The organism is Paucibacter sp. DJ2R-2 (genome assembly GCF_025717675.1).
Lineage (GTDB): Bacteria > Pseudomonadota > Gammaproteobacteria > Burkholderiales > Burkholderiaceae_C > Paucibacter_A.
Map to the genome: position 1 here is coordinate 211,895 of NZ_JAJIRT010000005.1, position 21,487 is coordinate 233,381.

The window sequence follows — 21,487 nt, forward strand, 5'->3', positions numbered from 1 at the left end:
GGGCGACCTCGCGCGGCGCTTCACTTCCGGGTTTCCTGCAGCTGGTTGACGCGTTGGCGCTCGATCACCAGCATTTCCAAATTGCGCCTTTGTACCAGGGCGCGTTCCTCCATGACCCGTTCGTCCAGGCGCAGCCGGCCCTTGATGATGAAGAAGGCCGACTTCACATCGGCCCGCTCCGCGCTCAGATTGGCGTTGCTCGGGAAGTAGCTGGCCGCGTCTTGCAGCTTGCGCAAAGGCTGGGTCTGGCGTGCGCGCACCAGGCGCTCGGCCGAGGCCAGGTCCATGCCGTCATAGAGTGCGGCGATGACCTCGCGTGGCGCGGTGTTGAGGTTGACCGGCGTGGCCTGGGGCAGCAGGGTCAGCACCGGGCGCAGGCGTTCGATGGTTTCGGGCGTCAGGCCGAACCAGGCCAGCTGGTCGAGATTGCGCGGTGGTAGCGGTGGGTTCTTGTTGTCGGCCGCGTTGGCCTGGCTCTTGCTGCCGTCCTTGCTGTCGGCGGACTGGCGCAGCTTGCGGATCAGGGTCTGTGCACTGCCGGGCGGCGCGCCGACGCTGTCGCACAGACGCTCCAGCACCCTTTGCTCGAGTGCAGGGACCTCGGTGCCGCCGAGCAGATTGCGAAGGTTGTACTGCGCCTGGGCATCCTGCAGGCTGCCTGATAGAAAAGCCTCGGGCCCGCTGTCTTCTTTGTTGTCGGCATCGGCGGCCAGAAAGGTGGACAGGCGCGCTTCGGCCAGGGGCACGGCCCAGACCTCGCCGAGGTGGTCGACCGGCTCATTGAGGTTGGCGCGCGCATCCTCGCGCAAGATCAGGCGTGCCCAGTCGAGCACGCCTTGCAGGATCCAGGCGGACTGCGCCCGGGCCCGCTCGGCCGCCTCGATCTGCACCGCCCGGTATTGGCGCCAGACCATGGCCGAAGCCAGGCTAGCCACCAGGGTGACGATCAGCATGGCGGTCAGCAGCGCTGCGCCTGCTTGCCCGTGGTGTTGGGACTGGGGCCGGCGCTCGATCATGATTGCGGCCCGAGGATGATCTGGCGCGTCAAGCTGCCGTTGAAACCGCTGTCGGGTGAGAACTGCAGCACCACGCGCACGCCGCTGGGCAAGATGGCCCGCCTCGGGCCGCTGCCGTCCTTGTCGCCCGATCCCTGGCCCTGCCCATCTGCACCCTTGCCGGGGCCGGCTGCCCCTGGCCCTGGCGGCGGCGGGATGTTGTCGCTGCCATTGCTGACATCGTCGCTGGACTGGGCATTGCTCCAGCCATTGCCCCGGTAGAAATAGAGCTGCCAGGCACTGATGCCCTCGAGCGTGCTCAGCTGGCCGCGGTCCTGGATTTGCAGACGCAGGCTGCGCTCATAGGTTTGGCCCAGCTCATTCGCGCCCTGCTGCAGCGGGCCTTCCCAGCGCAGCAGCCGCCCCTCGCGCAGGCTCCAGACCACCACCTGCAGGCCTTGTGGCTGCTGGCGCGTCAGGCGCAGCGAGGCGCCGTCAAAGGCAATCGCCGGCACGCTGCCGCTGTCCTGCACGGCGCGCAGGTCGCTGTCCCATTGCGCCATCACGGTCTGCAAGCGGGCGCTGTGGTCCAGATGGGCCTGGGCCACTTCCCGGCTCTTCAGCAAGCCGTTGATGCCGCTCCAGGCCATCACGGTCATCAGGCTCATGATCAGCAGGGCCACCATGACCTCGATCAGGGTGAAACCGGTCGGCGTGTGGCGGCCGGCGCGCATCAGAAGCGCCCCATGATGGTGGAGAGCGTCAGCAAGGTGCGCTCGCCCTCGCCGCTGATCAAGGCGTCGACGCGGCGGAAGTTCGGGTTGGGCGTGGGCCGGACGACCATGCGGCCGCGGTAGACCTGGCCGAACTGTTCGCAGCTGAAGTCGCTGTCGCCGATGCCGGGGAATTGTTTGCCCAGGCGCAGCTCGGTCAGCTGGTTCTCGGCGCACCATTGGGCGGCGCTCATTTCGCGCAGGCGACTGGCGTTGTCGGTCAGCGAGCCCGCGGCCTTGACCCCGGCTGCCAGGGTGATGGCGACGATCACCAAAGCGACCATCACCTCGATCAAGGTGAAGCCGCGCGTCGCTGCCTTCAGGCCTGTGCGCCTCATGGCGCCGGAACCGGGCTGACGCTGAAGGGGGCCAGGCCGTCGGTGCTCAATTGCAGGCGTTGGTTTCCCAGGCGCAGCTGGACTTGCTGGGCGCCAATCATGGGCTCAGGCCCCAGGCGCACGCTGCGCGCATTGCTGATCTCCGCGATCACGCCTTCGGCCAGCCAGCGCCTGGGCAGCTGGATGCGTTCGGGCAAGCCCTGAAAGCGGAAGTGGTCGCGGGCATTCTGTTGTAGAGGCAGCCATTGCACGTCGAGGCCGGCGCTGCGGCTTTCGGCGCGAGCGGTCTCGAACAAGGCGACCAAGCGTTCGGCCTCGCGTTCGAGCTGGGCTTCGGCCGGGTCACGCATGGCCATGCTGACGGCGGCCGAGGCGATCGCCACCATGGCCACCACCACCAGCAGCTCGATCAGTGTGAAGCCGCGCTGTGCTTGCAAGCGCTTATTGCCAGGAACCGAGGTCGGCGTCATTGCCTTCGCCACCTGGGCGGCCGTCGGCACCGAAGCTGTAGATGTCGATCTCGTTTTTCACGCCGGGGTTGGCGTACTGGTAGGGGTTCTTCCAGGGATCGAGCGGCAGCTTGTCGATGTAGGGCTTCCAGTTGGCGGGCGGCGTGCCGGTGGTGGGCTTGCGCACCAGGGCTTCCAGGCCTTGCTCGCCGCTGGGGTAGCGGCCGTTGTCGATCTTGTAGAGCTTGAGTTGCTGCATCAGATCGTTGATGGTGGCGCGGGCGGCCGTGACCTTGGCTTCATGCAGGCGGTCCATCACATTGGGCACGATCAGGGCCCCCATCAGCCCGATGATGAGGAACACGACCATGATCTCGATCAGGGTGAAGCCCCGGGCGAGGCGGCGAGAGTTCGTTGTATTCATGTGAGCGTGACGGGCTGCGTGGTGAAGAAGGGTTAGCACCGGGGCCGGGGGCCGCGGATCAGCAAAGCGCATGAATCATAATCTGCCCATGCTTGCACGAATGATGGCTTTTCTGGTGTGGGGTTTGCTGGCTTGCAGCGCGGTCTATTGGCTGATCCAGCTGATGGCCCGACCCGTGGCGGCGCCCCTCCATGCTCAAGTGGTGCTCGAGCAGCGCAGCGGCACGGCCGATCTGACGCGTTTGTTTGGTGCGGCGCCGGTGGCCGCACCCGAAGCCGCCTTGCCTGCGGACAGCCGTTTCAGCCTGCTCGGCGTGGTGGCGCCCAGGAATCTGCAGGCCAGTCAGGCGGGCGAAGGCGTGGCCTTGATTGCTGTGGACGGTGTGCCGCGCACCGTGCGTATCGGCGCCGTGCTGGACGGTGAGCTGCGCTTGCTGTCGGTTCAGGGCAATTCCGCGCAGCTGGGGCGCGATGGCGTGGTCAGCATGACGCTCAATCTGGCGCCACCGCTGCCGGCTGCCACCGGTTCCTTGCCCCCTGCGGCCAATTCGCCGACCGTGCTCGGTGGCCAGCCCATGTTGCAGGGTGATCCGGCCCAAGCGCCGTTCCGCCCAGCGTCGCTTCCGCCCGGCCAGCCTCCGGCGCCTGGGGGACTGGACTCCAACGGCCTGCCTACGCGCTGAGGCGCGGCTCACTGCCGCTGTCACGGTAGGCTCCATTGAGCGAATCGACGCCGCTGCCCGTGTTCGGGCCGCGCGGCTCGGCGAGGTCGTGCAGATCGGTCAACAAGGCGGCGGCGCTGCGAATCATGGGCCAGGCCAGGGCAGCGCCGGTGCCGTCGGCGCTGTCCATGCCCAGCTCCAGCAGGGCTGAGGCATGGAAGGTGGCCAAGGCTTCGTCCAGGCCGCGGTGCACATGGCTGCGGCAGAACACGGCGTAGTCGGTCACCGGTGCGGCAATCTTGGCGGCCAGTTTGAGCGCGGCGCAGGCGGTGATGCCGTCGATGATGATCAGATGGCGTTTGGATGCGGCCACCAGCATGGCGCCGACCATCACAGCAAGCTCGAAGCCACCGAAGGCGGCCAGCACCTCCATTGGGTCGCTGACTTCGCGGTGGCGCGCTTGCGCCGCTTGCAGCACGCCGAGGATGTGGGCGAGCTCGTCCTGGCGCATATCGGGGCCGGACAGCACGAAATCGCGCACCGACTGGTCCATCAAGCGCGACAGCACCAGGGCGGCGCTCTCCGCCGAGCCCTGGCCCATGCCGGCACAGGCCAGCACATTGCCCGGCAGGTTGTCTGAAATTTCCATGCCCACCCGGACCCCGGCATGGGCTTGCTCCAGCGTCATGGCCGGGCCGGTGCGGGTGTTGCGGGTGCCGTGGGCGATCTTGCGCGCCATCAGTCGGGCGTGCGGCGCCAAGGATTCGGCGATGCCGCAATCGACCACGGCCAGTTGCAGGCCTTGCAAGCGGGCAAACACCGAAACCGGCAGACGGTTCTGCAGGGCCAGCTGGGCCTGCTCACGCGTGCTGCGGCCCCATTGCTGGCCGATGCGGTCCACCACCATGCCATGATCGGCGGCGAACAAGGCCAGCACCGGGTCGCGGAAGCGCGGCGTCAGCGAGTTTTGCACCAGACCCAGGCGCACCGCCAAAGGCTCCAGCTCGCCCAGGCCGCCGGCAATGGCGGCATGCCGGTCGACGCGGTCGCGCAAGGCCTTTTCCAGTTCAGGATTGGCGGTCGGCGAGATCAGGGACTGGTGCAGGGACATGGGAGGTGGTCAGCTCACCCTGAGCGGGTGCGGGCGGCTGGATTGTCGGGCTTGTGTGAGCTGGCCGGCATCCGCACTTGCCCTGCGCAGTGCGGCGCGGGTTGGGTGGGGCCGGCTGTGCTGGGTTTCAGCGCAGGAAGAGTTGATAGACCGGGTTGTTGCTTTCGTCTTCGAAAGGGTAGTTCAAGGAGTTCAGGAATTCCCGCAGCGCGGCATTGTCACCGCGCGGCACCTGGATGCCGACCAGGATGCGTCCGTAGTCGGCGCCTTGGTTGCGGTAATGGAAGAGGCTGATATTCCAGTCCGGGTGCATGCTGGACAGGAAGCGCATCAGCGCGCCCGGCCGCTCAGGGAAGATGAATCGGTAGAGGCGTTCGTTGCGCGCCAGCTCGGAGCGGCCTCCCACCATATGGCGCAAATGCTGCTTGGCCAACTCGTTGTCGGTCAGGTCCAAGGCCTGGAAGCCGCCCTTGGCAAAGGCGCGTGCCAGCTTGGCTGCTTCCTCGCGCTTCTGGGTGGCCACGCCGACCAGGATGTGGGCCTGGGCGGAATCGGAGATGCGGTAATTGAACTCGGTGACGCTGCGCGGTCCCAGCAGTTCGCAGAAACGCTTGAAGCTGCCGCGTTCCTCGGGAATGGTGACGGCAAACAGCGCCTCGCGGTGCTCGCCGACCTCGGCCCGCTCGGCGACGAAGCGCAGGCGGTCGAAGTTCATATTGGCGCCGCAGGTGATGGCGATGAAGGTCTGGCCCTTGCAGGCGTGCTCTGCCGCGTACTGCTTGACCGCCGCTACACCCAGTGCGCCAGCGGGCTCAAGAATGCTGCGCGTGTCCTCGAACACGTCCTTGATGGCGGCGCAGACGGCGTCGGTGTCCACCAGCACGAAGTCATCGACCAGGGCCCGCGTGATGCGGAAGGTCTCTTCGCCGACCAGCTTCACGGCCGTGCCATCGGAGAACAGGCCGACATCGTTCAGCAGCACCCGCTTGCCGGCCCGCACCGAGCGGACCATGGCGTCCGAATCCTTGGTCTGCACGCCGATCACCTTGATCTCGGGGCGCACCGCCTTGATGTAGGCGGCCACGCCGGAGATCAGCCCGCCGCCGCCGATGGCCACGAAGATGGCGTCGATCGGGCCGGGATGCTGGCGCAGCAGTTCCATGGCGATGGTGCCTTGGCCGGCAATCACATCGGGGTCGTCAAAGGGGTGGACAAAGCTCAGGCCCTGGGCTTTTTCCAGTTCCAGCGCGTGGCCATAGGCGTCGGTGAAGCTGTCGCCGAACAGCACCACCTCGCCGCCGTGGCTTTGCACTGCGTCGATCTTGACCTTGGGCGTGGTCACCGGCATCACGATCACGGCCCGGCAGCCCAGCTTCTTGGCTGACATGGCCACGCCTTGGGCATGGTTGCCGGCCGAGGCGCAAATCACACCCTGGGCCAGCTGTTCGGCGCTCAGATGGGCCATTTTGTTGTAGGCGCCGCGCAGCTTGAAGCTGAACACCGGCTGCTCATCCTCGCGCTTCAGCAGCACCTTGTTGCCCAGGCGCTTGCTCAGGCTTTTGGCCGGCGTCAGCGAGGTCTCTTTGGCGATCTCGTAGACGCGGGCGTTGAGAATGCGCTGCAGATAGCTGTTGTCGGAGGGAATCAGGTCGGGCATGCCGGCCGCAGCCACGGTCTTGGCGACGGGTTTGCGGGTGTGGCGGGTGCCACTCTTGAGCGTGCGGGCGGGGCCGGCCATGGGGTCTCCGATACAGATCTGTTGCGGCGCAACATGATAAGCCAGGCTTGTCTGGGGCCGATTCCAGCTCGGCTTGGCGCTTGTTTGGCCAAAAAAAACCCGAGCTTTTGCAAGCTCGGGTTGAATCCACCATGGAGGCGGTGGAGGAGACAAACGGTGCGAAGTTGCAGGCTGCTGGGGTTTTGACGCCGGCTGGCTGCGCGCAAGAGCTTCGCTTGGCTAGAATTTTAGCTGCTGCAATTGCTGCGGTGCAATATTTTTGGCGCCTTTAATTAGTCCGAGAGCTCTAGTGCAAAGTCCGCTGGGCTCGCCACTTTCGTTTGGAGCACACACAAGATGGAATGCACGATCAACTGGATGGGCGCCGAGGGCATGGCGTTTGTCGCCCAGACCGGCAGTGGTCATTTGCTGACCATGGATGGCGCCCCGCAAGGTGGGGGTCACAATTTGGCCCCTCGGCCGATGGAAACCGTCCTGGCTGGCACCGGCGGCTGCACGGCCTACGACGTGGTCTTGATTCTCAAACGGGGCCGGCATGATGTGCGAGGCTGCCAGGTCCAGCTCAAGGCCGAACGCGCCGAGACCGATCCCAAAGTCTTCACGTCCATCCATATGCATTTCCTGGTCACGGGGCGGGGCCTCAAACAGGATGTGGTGGAGCGGGCGGTCGCGCTGTCACATGAAAAATACTGCTCGGCCAGCATCATGCTGGGCAAGACAGCGACCATGACGACCTCGGTCGAGCTGATCGAAGGCTGAGTGTGGCGCATGCGCCGTGCTGGTTTCAGATTCGGTGCGCGGTGCTGGTCATCAGCCGAGCCGCCAAGCGCATGAGCGACTTGACCGGCGCCGGCAAAGCCTGGGCTCCGGCGGCCTCGGCCTCGGCGGCGTGGCGCGCCTCCTCCAATTTCATCTGTGCCACGATGGCACGCGAGGGCAGGTCGGCGTCCGGCAGGCGTTGCAGGTGCGAAGCCAGATGTTGCTCAACCTGACGCTCGGTCTCCACCACGAAGCCCAGGCTGACCCGGTCGCCGGTGAGGCCAGCCAAGCTGCCGATGGCGAAGGCGCCGCCGTACCACAGGGGACTCAAATAGCTCTTGTGGCTACCCAGTTCATCGAGTCGCTGCTGCGTCCAAGCCAGGTGGTCGACTTCTTCCTGGGCGGCGTCCTTGAAATGTTGGCGCAGTTCCGGATCACGGCTGAACAGGGCTTGCGACTGGTAAAGCGCCTGAGCGCAAACTTCCCCCACATGGTTCACCCGCATCAAAGCCCCAGACAGTTGAGCCTGCTCGGCACTGAGTTGCACTGGATCGCATTCACGGGCCGGTGAGGGCCGGGCGGCTGCCGGGGTGGCGAAGACGGTACGCAGACCATGGTCTACGCTGGCCAATACGCGGTCCAAAGGGCTGAGTCGAGAGGCGGCGATGTCGGGTCGTGTCATGGTGGTGCTTGGTGCTTGGTGCCGAAGTTTAGGGTGCTCTCTATGAAGTTCCGCCGTCTGCGCCCGCACGATGCAGTTGCTAGGGTTTATGAATGGTTTGTGAACTAGCTTTCTCGTTGTGTGTCAACAACGCAAACCCTGAATATGACAAGTGAAGGTGTTCTGCCGTCGCATTCGTCTTGTGTAATACGGCAACTTCCGCTGCAGGGGGTTGGCGCAGCGGGCTTGTCGGGAATGGTCAGGCAGCGATGCCGGAGTTTCCGGTCCCACGCGGGGAGGTCGGCTCAGGCCGGTCTGGAGGCGTCTTTTTGGCAGGTTTCAACCCTTGGGTGAAGCCTTACATATTTTTTGTGGAGTATCGAATGAAGAAATCTATCGTTGCACTGGCAGTTCTGGGTTCGTTCGCGAGCGTTGCTGCTGCCCAATCGTCGGTCACTCTGTTCGGCGTGATCGACGTGGCCGCGCGCTACACCAAGGCCAACGGCCAAACGCTGAAGAGCCTGGCCACCGATGGCAACACCAGTAGCCGTCTGGGCGTGCGTGGTGAAGAAGCCCTGGGTGGCGGCTTGAAGGCCGGTTTCTGGCTGGAAGGCGCTGTGAATGCTGACGCTGGTACGGTTGATACCACCAGGTTCTGGGGCCGTCGCGCCACCGTGAGCCTGTCTGGTGAGTTCGGTGAAGTGCGTCTGGGCCGCAACAAGTCCGTGGCACAGCTGCACATCGAAGCCTTTGACCCGACCTCGACCACCGGTCTGGGCAAGGCCAACCAGCTGTACAGCACCCTGGGCAGCGGCGTGAGCGTGGCTCGCTTTGACAATCAAGTGTCGTATTCGCTGCCGGGCAATCTGGGTGGCTTCTACGGCGCTGCTGATGTGGCTGCTGGCGAAGGCACAAACACCAACAAGGCGTACAGCGGCCGTGCTGGTTACGCTGCCGGCCCGCTGCACGTCAGCGCTGCTTTCCTGCAGGCTGGTGTGGGCACCAAGTACAAGCTGACCTCGTTCGGCGGTTCCTACGATCTGGGCAGCTTCAAGCCCTCCCTGACTTGGTCGACCAACAAGTTCGGCGCAGCCAAGCAGACCATCTTTACCGCTGCTGTGACCGTTCCTCTGGGTGCAGGCTCTGTCTGGGCTTCGTGGACCAAGGCTGATGCCAACGTTGCCGCTGAAACCCAGAAGTCGCCGGTGTTTGATGCGACCCACTTGTCGGCCGGCTATATCCACAATCTGTCCAAGCGTACCGCTCTGTACACCACCGTGTCCAAGATCGAGAACAAGGGCAAGGGCACCTTTGGCCTGCTGAATACACCCAAGGTCTCCGCTGGCGGTGGCTCGGGTGGCTTCGACGTCGGCGTGCGTCACAGCTTCTGATCTCAGGCTGCGCAAGCAAGCTTGATCTGAAAGCCGCCTTCGGGCGGCTTTTTTGTTTTCGGGGTGAGCAAACTTGCGTATGCCTGACGCACGATGGGAGGGTTTGCGCTTGTAGGAGGGTCGCAACATCGGGCTCGCTTGGTAGGTGTCATTCGCACAGAATGGATTGAACGTCATGCGACATTCACTACAAGGAGACATCGATGAAGAAGACTGCTGTGGTCCTGGGCCTGCTGGCCACTTTCTCGTCCGCTGGCTGGGCTCAGTCCAGCGTCAGCTTGTATGGCATCTTGGATGTCGGTGTGCGCTACACCACCAATTCCGGTGGATCCGCGGCGACCAAGGGTGACTCCCTGTCTCAGGTGATACCAGGCGGAATGTCCAACAGCCGTCTCGGCGTCAATGTCAGTGAGGACATGGGCGGTGGAGTCAAGGCCATCGCCAATTTAGAGCATCGGCTCAATTCCGATACTGGAACGCAAACTGCGGCCGAGTTCTGGCGTCAATCGTGGGTGGGTCTGGAGTCCAAGGAATATGGCCGCTTGACCCTGGGGCGTCAGTACAACGTTTTGTTCGATGTGTATACGAGTACCTTCTCGTCTTATAAGTATTCGCCGTACATCGAGATTTTCCGGCCGGAAACCGCCATGGCCATGGCGGGTCGCCAGAGCAATATGGTCAAGTATTTGGCCGAGTCGGGTCCTTTCCGCGGTGAGTTGCAGGTCGGCGCCGGTGAAGGTGCCAGCCCAGACAAGACCATGGGTGCCATGTTGCGCTATGCCAAAGACGAGCTGGCCTTTGGCGCCGGTGTGATGGACGTCAAGGACACGGCCGGGCGCAAGGTTCGTGGCCTGACCGTGGGTGGTGCCTATACAGCCGGACCTTTGTACGTCAACCTGTCCTGGGGGCAGAACAAGTTTGACCTAGGTACGGATGTGCTTCAGGCTGCATACACCAACAACTACACCATCAGCCCGGCCAGCCGGCTCAACGCAGCCGGGCTGGATGTGAAGAAGCGGGACATGCTGGCCCTTGGCTTCACCTACCAGTTCAGCAAGGAGCTGAACCTCGGTTTGCAGGCTTGGTCTGCCAAGCAAACCCACCATCGCCGCGCTGGCAGTAGCAAGGCAAGTTTTGCGGCAGCGGTGGCTGACTATGCCTTGTCAAAGCGCACGGATCTGTATGCCGAAGCCGACTACTCCAAGCTTGGCGGTGCGGTCAGTTTTGACAACACGGCCAAGAACCGGGTCGGCCTGACGACCGGTATTCGTCACCGTTTCTGACGCGATTCATGTTTGAATCCAGGCCGCCACGTGCGGCCTGTTTTTATTTGCGTCCTGGGTTTTTGAATGACCACCTCATTGCATTGCCGATCATGGGCTTCGTCCGCCCTCATGCTCTTGCTCCTGGCGGCCTGTGCCAGCCCGCCAGCGCCGCAGTCGCCGCCTATGCCTGAGCATTTGTCCGCCTGGTCGGCGCGTTCCCTTCCCGGCAAACGATTGACCGACTATTCCTTCGTGCAGCGCGGTGGGCGTGCCTGTGTGCTCGGTCAGGCCAAGCAGTCGGTTAGCCTCTGGCGCCGGCCATTGGACCTTGCTGCCGGGCAGGTCGAGCAGCTTCGATTTGAAGTCTGGATCGGTGAGCATGCGCAGCAGGCCACGGTGACAGTGGCCGAGACCGATGACGCGCCGGCCCGCATTCTGCTGGGCTTCGATGGCGACGAGGGGCGCTTGTCCATGGCCAATCGCATGCAGTTTGAATTGGTCCGCACCTTGACTGGGGAAGCGCCTCCATTCGCCACGCTGATGTATGTCTGGGATGCAACAGCGCCACCGGAGACCTTGGTGGTCAGTGCGCGTAGCGACCGCATCCGAAAAATCGTTGTGGGCTCCGGTCGCAAGGGGCCGCCTGCTTGGCATCAGATCCAGCGTGATGTGCGGGCCGACTACCAGCGTGCGTTTGGCGAAGCACCCGCGCGCCTGGTTTCACTGGCTTTGATGACCGATGCCGACAACACGGGCAGCCGTGCTGAGGCTTGTTATGGTGAGATTTTGCTGCTCGATGATGAGGCGCGGCCTTTGGATGGCAGCTTGCGCTTTTGAGACGAATGCCGGGCGCGCATCGGGACTTTCCCGTTTGTGGCCGGGCGTGCTCTTCGCCATCATGGCGCGGGCCTCGCAGCTTCCTCGAAGGCGGCCGCCAGGCAAAGAAATTCAATTACTGAACGAGCCGAGCCCTAGGAGGCCCGGACGCGGCTGATTCGTGCATGGGGGTGAGCCGAGCGCTTGACCGTGTCGGGGTCAGCATTCGTAGCGGCAGACTTCCCTCAGATCCGACATGCTAGTTTTCATTCTTCGCCGCCTGGTCCAGTCATTGATCGTGATGCTCACGGTGGCCTGCGTGTCCTTCATGCTGTTTCAGTATGTGGGCGACCCGGTCACCAATCTGCTGGGCCAGGATGCCACACAGGAGCAGCGCGAGTCCTTGCGCCGCGATCTGGGCCTGGATGCGCCTTTCCCGGTGCAGTTCGCCCGATTCGTCGGCAATGCGGTTCAAGGTGAGTTCGGTTTGAGCTTGCGTCAAGGGCGCAAGGTCTCGGACCTGATCGCCGAACGTCTGCCGGCCACGCTGGAGTTGGCTCTGGTTGCGGGTCTGATTGCTCTGGGTGTGGGCATTCCACTCGGCGTCTACGCGGCTTTGCGGCGGGGCAAGGCGAGCTCGCAGCTCTTGATGATGCTATCTCTGCTGGGTGTGTCCCTGCCGACCTTTCTCATCGGCATCCTGCTGATCCTGGTGTTTGCAGTCTGGTTGAAATGGCTGCCCAGCTTCGGCCGCGGTGACGTCGTCGCCTTTGGCAGTTGGACCACTGGCTTGCTGACCGTCGATGGCCTGCGCCATGTGCTCTTGCCGGCCATCACCTTGTCGGTGTTTCAGCTGACCCTGATCATGCGATTGGTGCGTTCCGAAATGCTGGAGGTGCTGCGCACCGACTACATCAAGTTCGCTCGCGCACGCGGCCTGAGCAACCGGGCGGTGTACTTCGGCCATGCCTTGAAGAACACCTTGGTGCCGGTAATCACCATCACTGGTCTGCAACTGGGCCAGCTGATTGCTTTTGCCATCATCACTGAGACGGTGTTCCAGTGGCCGGGCATGGGCCTGCTCTTCATCCAGGCGGTGCAGTTCGCCGACATCCCGGTCATGGCCGCCTATTTGTGCCTGATCTCCTTCATTTTCGTCACCATCAACTTGCTGGTGGATTTGCTGTATTTCGCGGTCGACCCGCGTTTGCGCACGCAGGGCAAGGCCCATTGAATCGCTTGAATCTGCCAAGCTGCCCCGACCCTGATTCCAGAGAAGCATCGAACCGATGAGCCACCCTTCAAGCCCGCCCGTGCCCGCCGCACCGAATGCGCTGCAGCGCTTTTTCGACGGCGACGTATGGCATTCCTTTCGCAGCTCGCCGGTGGCCATGCTGGCCGCCGTGATCGCGCTGATTTGTATCTTCTGCGCGGTGTTTGCCGAGTTCGTTGCACCCCATAACCCCTTTGATTTGGCCTCGCTGGAGCTGATGGATTCGCGCCTGCCGCCGGCCTGGATGGAGGGGGGCAGCAGCAAGTACCTGCTCGGTACCGACGATCAAGGGCGGGACATCCTCTCGGCCCTCATGTACGGCGCCCGCATCTCGCTGTTCGTGGGCCTGGCTTCCGTGTTCTTGAGCATGGTGCTCGGGGTCGGCCTGGGCTTGCTGGCGGGCTTTGTCGGCGGCCGGATTGACGCGCTGATCATGCGCGTCTGCGATGTCATGCTGTCCTTCCCGTCCATCCTGATCGCCCTGCTGATCGACGGGGTCGGCCGGGCCATGTTCCCAAACGCACACGACACCCTGGCCTTTTTGGTGCTGATCCTGGCGATCTCGCTGACCGGCTGGGTGCAGTACGCCCGCACGGTGCGCGGCACGACCATGGTTGAGCGCAACAAGGAGTATGTGCAGGCGGCGCGCGTCATCGGTGTCACGCCGCTGCGCATCATGCGCCGCCATGTGCTGCCCAATGTGCTGGGCCCGGTGCTGGTGCTGGCCACCATCCAGGTGGCCTCGGCCATCATCACCGAGGCGACCCTGTCCTTCCTCGGCGTCGGCGTGCCGCCAACCAGCCCCTCGCTGGGCACCTTGATCCGTGTGGGCAACGACTTTCTGTTCTCTGGCGAATGGTGGATCACCATCTGGCCCGGCGCCATGCTGGTGCTGATTGCCTTGTCGGTGAACCTGCTTGGGGACTGGCTGCGCGATGCGCTCAATCCCCGCCTGCGTTGAATTGCAAACTTCCCTGCCCATGAGCACACCTTTGCTTGAGGTCCGCCATCTGCGGGTCGAATTCCCCACCCGGCGCGGCACCTTGCTGGCGCTGGACGACATCAATTTCGACATCGCGCCGGGAGAGATCCTTGGCGTGGTGGGCGAGTCGGGCGCCGGCAAATCGCTGACCGGCGCGGCCATCATCGGCTTGCTGGATCCACCGGGGCGCATCGCTTCAGGCGAAATCCTGCTGGAGGGCCGGCGCATCGACAACCTGCCTTACGAGCAGATGCGCAAGATCCGTGGTCGCCAGATTGGCGCGATCTTCCAGGACCCGCTGACCTCGCTGAACCCGCTCTACACCGTCGGGCAGCAGCTGATCGAAACCATCACCACTCATCTGGACCTGAGCCAGGCGCAGGCGCGCGCCCGCGCCATCGAGTTGCTGGAGCAGACCGGTATCCCGGCTGCAGCGGAGCGCATCGACCAGTACCCGCATCAGTTCTCGGGCGGCATGCGCCAGCGCGTGGTGATCGCCCTGGCCTTGGCCGCCAGCCCGAAGCTGATCGTCGCCGACGAGCCGACCACGGCGCTTGATGTCTCCATCCAGGCGCAGATCATTGCCCTGCTCAAACGCATCTGCAAAGAGCAGGGCGCGGCGGTGATGCTGGTCACCCATGACATGGGTGTGATTGCCGAGACCTGCGACCGCGTGGCCGTGCTTTACGCTGGACGCGTCGCCGAGATCGGCCCAGTGCACGATGTCATCCACAAGCCGGCCCACCCCTACACCGCCGGCCTGATGGGTTCCATCCCGGCCATGGACGAGGACCGCGAGCGTCTGCTGCAGATCGATGGTGCCATGCCGCGGCTCAACGCCATCCCGACCGGCTGCGCCTACAACCCACGCTGCCCTCGAGTCTTCGAGCGCTGCCGCAAGGAGCGGCCCGAGCTGGTCCGTGTCGGCGCGGGGCGTGCTGCGTGCTGGTTGCATGCGGTGGCGTCCGAGTCCGAACTGGAGGGTGCGCGATGAGCCGGCCCCTGGTGGAGGTCAAGGACCTCGCGAAGATCTTCGATGTGTCGCCGCCCTGGTTGAATCGGGTGGTGGAGCGCAAGCAGCGCCAGTTCGTCCATGCCGTGGACGGCGTGAGTTTTTCCATTGAACGCGGCAAGACTCTGGCTCTGGTCGGAGAGTCGGGTTGCGGCAAGAGCACGGTCGCGCGACTGCTGGTGGGTTTGTATGAGCCGACCCGCGGCAGCGTCGAGTTCGACGGGGCGGACACCGCCAAGACCTTGGCGTCCAGCGGCGCCCTGGCCTTGCGTCGGCGCATGCAGATGATTTTTCAGGACCCCTATGCGTCGCTGAACCCGCGCTGGAAAGTGCAGGACATCATCGCCGAGCCACTGCGTGAGCATGGCTTGATTGTTGGCCTGGAGGCTCAGCGTGCTCGTGTGGCTGAGTTGTTGCAATCGGTGGGTCTGACGGCGGCCGACCGCGAGAAGTTTCCGCACCAGTTTTCCGGTGGTCAGCGTCAGCGCATTTCAATTGCCCGAGCCTTGGCCACGCAGCCGGAATTCCTGGTCTGTGACGAGCCGACCTCGGCCCTGGATGTATCCGTTCAAGCCCAGGTCCTGAACATCATGAAGGATTTGCAGCGCGCGCGCGGGCTGACCTATCTCTTCATTTCCCACAACCTGGCCGTGGTCCGTCATGTCTCGGATCAGGTGGGTGTGATGTATCTGGGGCGGCTGGTCGAGTTGGCGGACAAGGCTGACCTGTTTGCGCGACCACGGCACCCGTACACCCGCATGCTGCTGGATGCGATTCCCGACATTCACATGAGCGGCCGTTCACGCACCCCCGTGCAGGGCGAGGTGCCCAACCCACTGAACCCGCCCAGTGGCTGCAGCTTCCATCCGCGCTGCCCTCACGCTGGTCCGCGCTGCAAGGCCGAACGACCGGCCTTGCTGGAGATCAAGGGTGTGCGCGTGGCCTGCCACGCGGTGGAGGAAGGCCGGATCTGAATGTCGCCGCGTAGCAGCGCCCTGGATGCTCAGCGCATCAAGGGCGTGCGGCGCTGGCAGCTGGTGCTGCGGCCTTGCCTGCTGTTGGCTTGGGCTGATGGAGCGGACCTTTTTGGCCGCAGGCGCTGAGCAGGCTGAGGCTGAGGCTGAGGCTGAGGCACAGAGTTAGCGCAGAGCGGCGGCGGCCCAAAGACCTTGGCGGGTGAGCGGTGCCGGTCTGCGGGCCTACACTGCGGACTTCCTTGTTGTTTGCTTTCATGGCCGCAGTTTATCGCCGCGTGTCGTCAGCTCTTGCCATCATGTCGCAGCCGTCCGCCCCCTCGTCCTCCCTTGTTCCCGCCGCCACACCGCTCAGCGACGCAGACTACCAAGCACGCACCCGCCGTGTGCTGGACCAGGTCGAGGCAACCGTCGACGCCTGGCTGGATGCCGATCTCATTGACATCGACAGCCACCGCAGCGGCGGCCTCTTGGAGCTCAGCTTTCCCGGCGGCAGCAAGATCATCTTGAACACCCAGGCGCCGCTTCAGGAGCTATGGCTGGCCGCGCGAGCCGGTGGCTTCCATTTTCGGTACGTGGACGGTCAATGGCTGGACACGCGCAGCGGCGCGGAGTTCCATCAAATGCTGTCTGAACTGGCCAGCGCCCAGGGCAGCAAGGCGCTGCTGTTCAAGGCGGCCTGACTGGCCCAGAGGGTGCCGCCAGGCAAAGCCTAGCGCTTGAACAGATCGAGGATGCTCTTCTTTTCGTCGTCGCTGGCGGCACTCGGCATCTTGCCCTCTGACTGAGTCAGCTCTCGCACGCCGGCGGTGCCGGTGTACTCGTCGTAGTACCACTCGCCGTTGCGGTTGACCACGCCTTCGGGCGCTGTCATTTCGTTGACCGCTACGCCTTTCAACGTCTGGCTCATGTACTCGATCCAAATCGGCAGTGACAGACCGCCACCGGTTTCCCGATCGCCCAGTTTCTTGGGCTGGTCGTAGCCCATCCACACCACGGCCACCACCTCCTGCTGGTAGCCGGCGAACCAGGCGTCCATGGAGTCGTTGGTGGTGCCGGTCTTGCCGTAGATGTCAGGCCGCTTGAGTTGGGCCTGGGCCTTGGCCGCGGTGCCGCTGCGTGTCACTTCTTGCAAGAGGCTGGACATCAGGAAGGCGTTGCGGGCCTCGATCACGCGGCTGTCTTCACTCAAGTCCAGCTGGGGCGCTTCGTAGAGCAAACGGCCTTTGTTGTCAGTGAGCTTGGCGATCAGCTGCGGCGTGACGCGATGGCCGCCATTGGCGAACACAGCATAGCCCTGCGCCATCTGCATCGGTGTCACCGAGCCGGCGCCCAAGGCCATGGTCAGGTAGGCCGGGTGCTTTTCGGCTTCGAAGCCAAAGCGGGTGATCCAGTCCTGCGCGTAATTCACACCAATGGAATTGAGCACACGGATCGACACCATGTTTTTGGACTTGGCCAGAGCCTTGCGCAAGGGCAGGGGGCCGTCGAAGGTGCCATCGTAGTTCTTGGGCTCCCAGGGCTGGCTGCCGGTGGTGGCGGCGTCGAAGAACAGTGGTGCGTCATTGACGACGGTGCTGGGTGTAAAGCCCTTTTCCAGCGCCGCCGAGTAGATGAAGGGCTTGAAGCTGGAGCCAGGTTGGCGCCAGGCCTGGGTCACGTGGTTGAACTTGTTCTTGGCATAGTCAAAGCCGCCGACCATGGCCCGCACACGGCCGTTACGCGGGTCTAGCGAGACGAAGGCGCCTTCCACCACGGGCAGCTGGGTGATGGTCCATTCTTCCTGGCTCGGCTTGGCCGCGACCGGAGCCTTCACCACGCGAATGATGGCGCCGCGTCGCACCCGGGTCTTGGGGTTGCCGTTTTCGGCCAGGCCGGAGGTGGCCGGCTTCAGGCCTTCGCCGGTGATGGTGACAGTTTCGCCACTCTGCAATGCGGCCACCACCTTCTTCGGGCTGGCCTCCAGCACCACGGCAGCCAGCAGTTCGTCATTGGCGGGGTGGTCGTTCAGGGCCTCGGCGATGCGGCTGTCCAGCTCGGCCGGGTTGGCCGGCAGATCGGCATAGGCTTCGGGGCCTCGGTAGACCTGGCGGCGCTCAAAGTTGAGGATGCCTCGACGCAGGGCTCGGTAGGCTACGTTTTGTTCCTCGGCCTTGAGTGTGAGATAAACATTGAGGCCGCGCGTGTAGGCTTCCTCGCCGTATTGGCTGTAGATCAGCTGGCGCGCCGCTTCGGTCACAAACTCGGCATGGCTGGGCGTCTCATTGGCTGGGCGCAGGCGCAGCTTCTGTGCCTTGGCGCTGTCGCGTTGTTCTTCGGTGATGTAGCCGTTCTCCAACATGCGCTCGATGATGTATTGCTGGCGTATGGTGGCCCGGCGAGGGTTGTTGATCGGGTTGTAGGCGGATGGAGCTTTGGGCAGTCCGGCCAGCATGGCCGCCTCGGCAATCGTGAGGTCCTGAATCGGCTTGCTGAAATAGACCTCGCTGGCGGCGGCGAAACCATAGGCGCGATGCCCCAGAAAGATCTGGTTCATGTAGATCTCGAGGATTTGCTCTTTGCTCAGCGCGTTTTCGATCTTCAGTGCTAGCAGGATCTCGTAGATCTTTCGGGTCAGCGTCTTCTCGGTCGAGAGGTAGAAATTGCGCGCCACCTGCATGGTGATGGTGGAGGCACCCTGACTGCGTGACTCGGTGAAATTGGCCAAACCGGCGCGGATCACGCCGAGGTAGTCCACGCCCCCGTGCTGGTAGAAGCGCGCATCTTCGATTGCCAGCACCGCATCCTGCATGACCTTTGGAATTTCCTTGATGGGCAGGAAATTGCGTCTTTCGTCGCCAAATTCGGCCAAAAGGGTACCGTCATTGGACAGCACCCGCAGCGGTAGCTTGGGGCGGTAATCGGTCAGTCCGCTGATGTCGGGCAGATTTGGGTAGGCGGTGGCCAGGGCCATGGCCACCAGCATCAGCACGGCAAAGGTCCCGGCTGCGGCCAAGCCGAGCAGCCAAGTCAGGGCCTTGAGCAAGACATGTGCGGCAGGCTTGCGCGCGGCGTGCCGGGTCTCAGATGTGGGCTGCTGCGGGGAGTTCTTCTTGGCGTCGCTCATGGGCCTCCGGGTGGGTCGGCGCATTATAGGAAGGGCAGGTCTGAGTCGCGGCCTCAGCTGATTCCAGTTTCTGGGCGGAAATGAACCGGGGGTTTTGCCTGCTTGTCAGCTCCTGGCCTCAAGCCGTTGGGCGGGAGAATTAGGCATAAGCATTTCAGTGGGGCGCTTGTAGGCAGTCTAAAAGCCGAGTTTCTTGGTGTTTTTCGGGGCATCCAGACCGGCGGCGCCCGTGTATGTTACGCAACGAGCTGTTACCAGCTGTGACCGCTTTTCATTGGGCGATCAACACCTTTGCTGCTAGCATTCAAGTAACTTATTAACAGTCCGGCGCACAAACGTTGGGGGATTCGCGTCATGGGCATACTTGACGTTTTACTGGGTCGAAAGCATCCGCCGATGATTGGCCTCGATATCAGTTCGTCGAGTGTCAAGTTGGTGGAGTTGGGCCAAAGCGCCAGCGGTGAGCTGGTGTTGGAGCGATTTGCCACGGAGTCTTTCGAGAAAGGCTGGATCACTGACGGCCAGATCGAGAAATTCGACGAGGTGGCCGACGCGGTGCGGCGTGTGGTGGCCCGCAGTGGCAGCCGCACCCGGGATGCGGTGTTGGCGATGCCGCAATCGGCCGTTATCACCAAGAAGATCATGTTGCCAGCGGGTTTGCGTGACGAAGAGCTGGAAATCCAGGTCGAGGCCGAGGCGAATCAGTACATTCCCTTCTCCCTCGACGAAGTGAGTCTGGATTTCTGCGTGATCGGGCCCAGCCCAACTTCGGTGGGTGATGTTGAAGTCCTGATCGCCGCTTCGCGCAAGGACCGTGTGCAAGATCGCCAGGGTTTGGCTGAAGCGGCCGGCCTGCGGCCTGTGGTGCTGGACATCGAGTCGCACGCCTCGCGCATGGCCATGGGTCGCTTGATCGCCAACCTGCCGAATGCAGGCAAGGACGCGCTGGTGGCTTTGTTCGAGATTGGTGCGGACACGACCAGTCTCAAGGTGCTGCGCGATGACGAAATGCTCTACGACCGCGATCAGGCCTTTGGCGGCTCTCAGCTGACCCAGCTGATTTCGCGTCAATACGGCTTCTCCTTCGAGGAGGCGGAGCAGAAGAAACTGTCGAATGACCTGCCCGAAGACTTTGAGGTCGCGGTGCTCAATCCTTTTGTGGACAGTCTGTCCCAGGAAATCGGCCGAGCTCTGCAGTATTTCTTCACCAGCACGCCGCACCACAAGGTGCACTACGTGATGCTGGCGGGTGGCACGGCCACCTTGCCGGGCCTGAAGGAGCGCGTGACCGAGTTGACTGGCTTTGCTTGCATGGTTGTGAACCCTTTCGAGAATATGGAGCTGGGTTCTTCGGTGCGTGAGCAGAAGCTGCGCCGTGAAGCGCCGGCCTATTTGACCGCTTGCGGCCTGGCGATGCGGAGGTTCTACCAGTGATCTTGATCAATCTGCTTCCCCATCGGGAAGAGAAGCGCAAGCGCCGGAAGAGTGCCTTCTTTGCCGGCTTGGGCTTGTCCGCCCTGGTTGGTGTTGGTCTCTTGATGGCCGGCTATGCTCTTTATCAGCATTTGAGTGCTGAGCAGCGCAGTCGCAATCAGTACCTAAACGATCAGATCGCCAAACTCGACGACCAAATCAAGGACATTGCCAATCTGAAGTCCGAGCTCGAGTCGCTGAAATCGCGCCAGCGGGCTGTGGAAGACTTGCAGAGCGATCGCAATACGCCGGTGCAACTGCTCAATGAGCTGGCCCGGCATACGCCCGAGGGTGTGTACCTGACGGCGATACGGCAATCCGAAAAAGTGGTGACGATCAGCGGCATTGCCCAGACCCAGGAACGCGTGTCGGAGTTCATTCGCAACACCTCACGCAGCTCGGAATGGCTGGAGCGGCCTGATTTGGTGGAAATCAAGGCCACCAATTTGAGTACCAGCAGCAGAGATCAAAAGCGCCTGAATGAGTTTTCCATGCGGGTGTCAATTAAAGAGCCGGTCCGTGAAGCCGCACCCGGCATCCCGAACAAGCCCGCTGCGGCGCCCAAGTCCTGAAGGCAAGCATGGCCAGTACGTCTTTGAATCTCAAATTTGACCCCAATGCCTGGGCAGCTGAGCTTGCGGATCAGTTTCGCGGCCTGAACCCAAATGAGCCGGGGCAGTGGCCTTGGCTGCCCAAACTGGCTGCCTTTGTTGGTGTCACGGTTCTGGTGTTGGTTCTAGGCTGGGTGTTCGCACTGTCCGACGAGCAGGCGCACCTTGATGCTGAGGTGGCCAAAGAACCAGGTTTGCGCCAGGACTACACTGCCAAACTGGCCCAGGCTGTCAACCTGCCTGAGTTGCGCAAGCAGAAGAGCCAGGTCGAGGAGTACGTGACCCAGCTGGAGAAGCAGCTTCCAGGCAAGGCCGAGATGGATGCCTTGTTGTCCGATATCAATCAGGCGGGTGTGGGCCGCGGTTTGCAGTTCGAGTTGTTCCGTCCTGGGCAGGTGCTGGTCAAGGACTACTACGCTGAACAGCCGATCTCCTTGCGTGTCTCCGGCCGCTACCACGACATCGGTGCGTTCGCGGCCGATGTGTCCAACCTCTCGCGAATCGTCACCCTGCACAACCTCAATGTGCTCGCGCCGACGGGCAAAGAAGCGGGTAGTGGCACCCTTAGCATGGAGGCCACCGCTCGCACCTACCGCTACCTGGATACCTTGGAAGTGGCAGAGCAGAAAAAGCTGGCTGCCAAGACCGCAGGTGGAGCGAAGAAATGAGCGCCCG

Annotated in this window: 23 protein-coding genes; 13 read left to right on the top strand and 10 right to left on the bottom strand. The window is 63.1% G+C overall.

Annotated elements, in window-relative coordinates:
* Positions 1 to 20 precede the first annotated feature (20 nt).
* Genes gspK through gspG form a run of 5 tightly spaced genes read right to left on the bottom strand, consistent with a single transcriptional unit; the run spans position 21 to position 2,979 of the window.
* A complete protein-coding gene (gene gspK / locus LNV28_RS14280; RefSeq protein ID WP_263519007.1) occupies positions 21 to 1,016 on the bottom strand; it encodes a type II secretion system minor pseudopilin GspK in 996 nt (331 codons plus the stop codon).
* Complete coding sequence (locus tag LNV28_RS14285; RefSeq protein ID WP_263519006.1) at positions 1,013 to 1,729, bottom strand: prepilin-type N-terminal cleavage/methylation domain-containing protein; 717 nt, start codon at positions 1,727 to 1,729, stop codon at positions 1,013 to 1,015. Before LNV28_RS14285 ends, gspK begins: the two co-directional genes overlap by 4 nt.
* Positions 1,729 to 2,106 (bottom strand): type II secretion system minor pseudopilin GspI, encoded by a 378-nt coding sequence (gene gspI, locus LNV28_RS14290; protein WP_263519004.1) that lies wholly within the window; start codon positions 2,104 to 2,106, stop codon positions 1,729 to 1,731. Before gspI ends, LNV28_RS14285 begins: the two co-directional genes overlap by 1 nt.
* Positions 2,103 to 2,576: a pilus assembly FimT family protein gene (locus tag LNV28_RS14295; protein ID WP_263519002.1), complete on the bottom strand. Its 474-nt coding sequence runs from the start codon at positions 2,574 to 2,576 to the stop codon at positions 2,103 to 2,105. Before LNV28_RS14295 ends, gspI begins: the two co-directional genes overlap by 4 nt.
* On the bottom strand, positions 2,548 to 2,979 hold the full coding sequence (gspG, locus tag LNV28_RS14300; protein ID WP_263519000.1) for a type II secretion system major pseudopilin GspG: 432 nt from the start codon (positions 2,977 to 2,979) through the stop codon (positions 2,548 to 2,550). The genes LNV28_RS14295 and gspG overlap by 29 nt, the downstream gene beginning before the upstream one ends.
* Positions 2,980 to 3,067: 88 nt before the next feature.
* Between gspG and LNV28_RS14305 the strand changes: the two genes are divergently transcribed.
* Complete coding sequence (locus LNV28_RS14305; RefSeq protein WP_263518999.1) at positions 3,068 to 3,661, top strand: hypothetical protein; 594 nt, start codon at positions 3,068 to 3,070, stop codon at positions 3,659 to 3,661.
* Here LNV28_RS14305 and LNV28_RS14310 read toward each other — a convergent pair.
* Entirely contained in the window at positions 3,651 to 4,751 is a 1,101-nt protein-coding gene (locus LNV28_RS14310) for a nicotinate-nucleotide--dimethylbenzimidazole phosphoribosyltransferase (protein WP_263518998.1), read from the bottom strand. The genes LNV28_RS14305 and LNV28_RS14310 overlap by 11 nt on opposite strands.
* 127 nt (positions 4,752 to 4,878) lie before the next feature.
* Positions 4,879 to 6,408, bottom strand: a complete 1,530-nt coding sequence (gene ilvA / locus LNV28_RS14315) for a threonine ammonia-lyase, biosynthetic (RefSeq protein WP_263519173.1) — start codon at positions 6,406 to 6,408, stop codon at positions 4,879 to 4,881.
* A 417-nt stretch (positions 6,409 to 6,825) separates the two neighbouring features.
* Here ilvA and LNV28_RS14320 point away from each other — a divergent pair, with 417 nt between their 5' ends.
* Positions 6,826 to 7,248 carry an OsmC family protein gene (locus LNV28_RS14320; RefSeq protein WP_263518996.1) on the top strand — a complete coding sequence of 141 codons (423 nt, stop codon included), beginning with the start codon at positions 6,826 to 6,828 and terminating at the stop codon, positions 7,246 to 7,248.
* A gap of 25 nt (positions 7,249 to 7,273) precedes the next feature.
* On the opposite strand, the gene coq7 is transcribed toward LNV28_RS14320, so the two are convergent.
* Entirely contained in the window at positions 7,274 to 7,891 is a 618-nt protein-coding gene (gene coq7, locus LNV28_RS14325; protein WP_263519172.1) for a 2-polyprenyl-3-methyl-6-methoxy-1,4-benzoquinone monooxygenase, read from the bottom strand.
* Positions 7,892 to 8,292: 401 nt separating this feature from the next.
* Between coq7 and LNV28_RS14330 the strand changes: the two genes are divergently transcribed.
* The 7 genes from LNV28_RS14330 to LNV28_RS14360 all read left to right on the top strand — a co-directional run bounded on the left by LNV28_RS14330 (position 8,293) and on the right by LNV28_RS14360 (position 15,622).
* Complete coding sequence (locus LNV28_RS14330) at positions 8,293 to 9,300, top strand: porin (protein ID WP_263518994.1); 1,008 nt, start codon at positions 8,293 to 8,295, stop codon at positions 9,298 to 9,300.
* Positions 9,301 to 9,503: 203 nt separating this feature from the next.
* Positions 9,504 to 10,583 carry a porin gene (locus LNV28_RS14335; RefSeq protein ID WP_263518992.1) on the top strand — a complete coding sequence of 360 codons (1,080 nt, stop codon included), beginning with the start codon at positions 9,504 to 9,506 and terminating at the stop codon, positions 10,581 to 10,583.
* Between the two features lie 165 nt (positions 10,584 to 10,748).
* Complete coding sequence (locus tag LNV28_RS14340; RefSeq protein WP_263518991.1) at positions 10,749 to 11,402, top strand: DUF3047 domain-containing protein; 654 nt, start codon at positions 10,749 to 10,751, stop codon at positions 11,400 to 11,402.
* Positions 11,403 to 11,637: 235 nt separating this feature from the next.
* Positions 11,638 to 12,615 (top strand): ABC transporter permease, encoded by a 978-nt coding sequence (locus LNV28_RS14345; RefSeq protein WP_263518989.1) that lies wholly within the window; start codon positions 11,638 to 11,640, stop codon positions 12,613 to 12,615.
* A gap of 55 nt (positions 12,616 to 12,670) precedes the next feature.
* On the top strand, positions 12,671 to 13,615 hold the full coding sequence (locus tag LNV28_RS14350) for an ABC transporter permease (RefSeq protein WP_263518987.1): 945 nt from the start codon (positions 12,671 to 12,673) through the stop codon (positions 13,613 to 13,615).
* Between the two features lie 19 nt (positions 13,616 to 13,634).
* The gene (locus LNV28_RS14355) at positions 13,635 to 14,630 is read left to right on the top strand and encodes an ABC transporter ATP-binding protein (protein WP_263518986.1); all 996 of its coding nucleotides are present in this window, start codon (positions 13,635 to 13,637) and stop codon (positions 14,628 to 14,630) included.
* Entirely contained in the window at positions 14,627 to 15,622 is a 996-nt protein-coding gene (locus LNV28_RS14360) for an ABC transporter ATP-binding protein (RefSeq protein ID WP_263518985.1), read from the top strand. Before LNV28_RS14355 ends, LNV28_RS14360 begins: the two co-directional genes overlap by 4 nt.
* 37 nt (positions 15,623 to 15,659) lie before the next feature.
* Here LNV28_RS14360 and lptM read toward each other — a convergent pair whose 3' ends face one another.
* On the bottom strand, positions 15,660 to 15,881 hold the full coding sequence (gene lptM / locus LNV28_RS25220) for an LPS translocon maturation chaperone LptM (protein WP_411969976.1): 222 nt from the start codon (positions 15,879 to 15,881) through the stop codon (positions 15,660 to 15,662).
* A gap of 40 nt (positions 15,882 to 15,921) precedes the next feature.
* Between lptM and cyaY the strand changes: the two genes are divergently transcribed.
* Positions 15,922 to 16,305 carry an iron donor protein CyaY gene (gene cyaY, locus LNV28_RS14365; RefSeq protein WP_263518983.1) on the top strand — a complete coding sequence of 128 codons (384 nt, stop codon included), beginning with the start codon at positions 15,922 to 15,924 and terminating at the stop codon, positions 16,303 to 16,305.
* A gap of 29 nt (positions 16,306 to 16,334) precedes the next feature.
* Here the strand turns inward: cyaY and LNV28_RS14370 are convergent, their stop codons facing one another.
* Positions 16,335 to 18,728, bottom strand: a complete 2,394-nt coding sequence (locus LNV28_RS14370) for a penicillin-binding protein 1A (protein ID WP_411969977.1) — start codon at positions 18,726 to 18,728, stop codon at positions 16,335 to 16,337.
* Positions 18,729 to 19,082: 354 nt separating this feature from the next.
* Between LNV28_RS14370 and LNV28_RS14375 the strand changes: the two genes are divergently transcribed.
* Genes LNV28_RS14375 through LNV28_RS14385 form a run of 3 tightly spaced genes read left to right on the top strand, consistent with a single transcriptional unit; the run spans position 19,083 to position 21,480 of the window.
* Entirely contained in the window at positions 19,083 to 20,162 is a 1,080-nt protein-coding gene (locus LNV28_RS14375; RefSeq protein WP_263518980.1) for a pilus assembly protein PilM, read from the top strand.
* Positions 20,129 to 20,773, top strand: a complete 645-nt coding sequence (locus tag LNV28_RS14380; protein WP_263568987.1) for a PilN domain-containing protein — start codon at positions 20,129 to 20,131, stop codon at positions 20,771 to 20,773. The genes LNV28_RS14375 and LNV28_RS14380 overlap by 34 nt, the downstream gene beginning before the upstream one ends.
* A gap of 8 nt (positions 20,774 to 20,781) precedes the next feature.
* Positions 20,782 to 21,480: a type IV pilus inner membrane component PilO gene (locus LNV28_RS14385; RefSeq protein ID WP_263518979.1), complete on the top strand. Its 699-nt coding sequence runs from the start codon at positions 20,782 to 20,784 to the stop codon at positions 21,478 to 21,480.
* Positions 21,481 to 21,487: the final 7 nt, after the last annotated feature.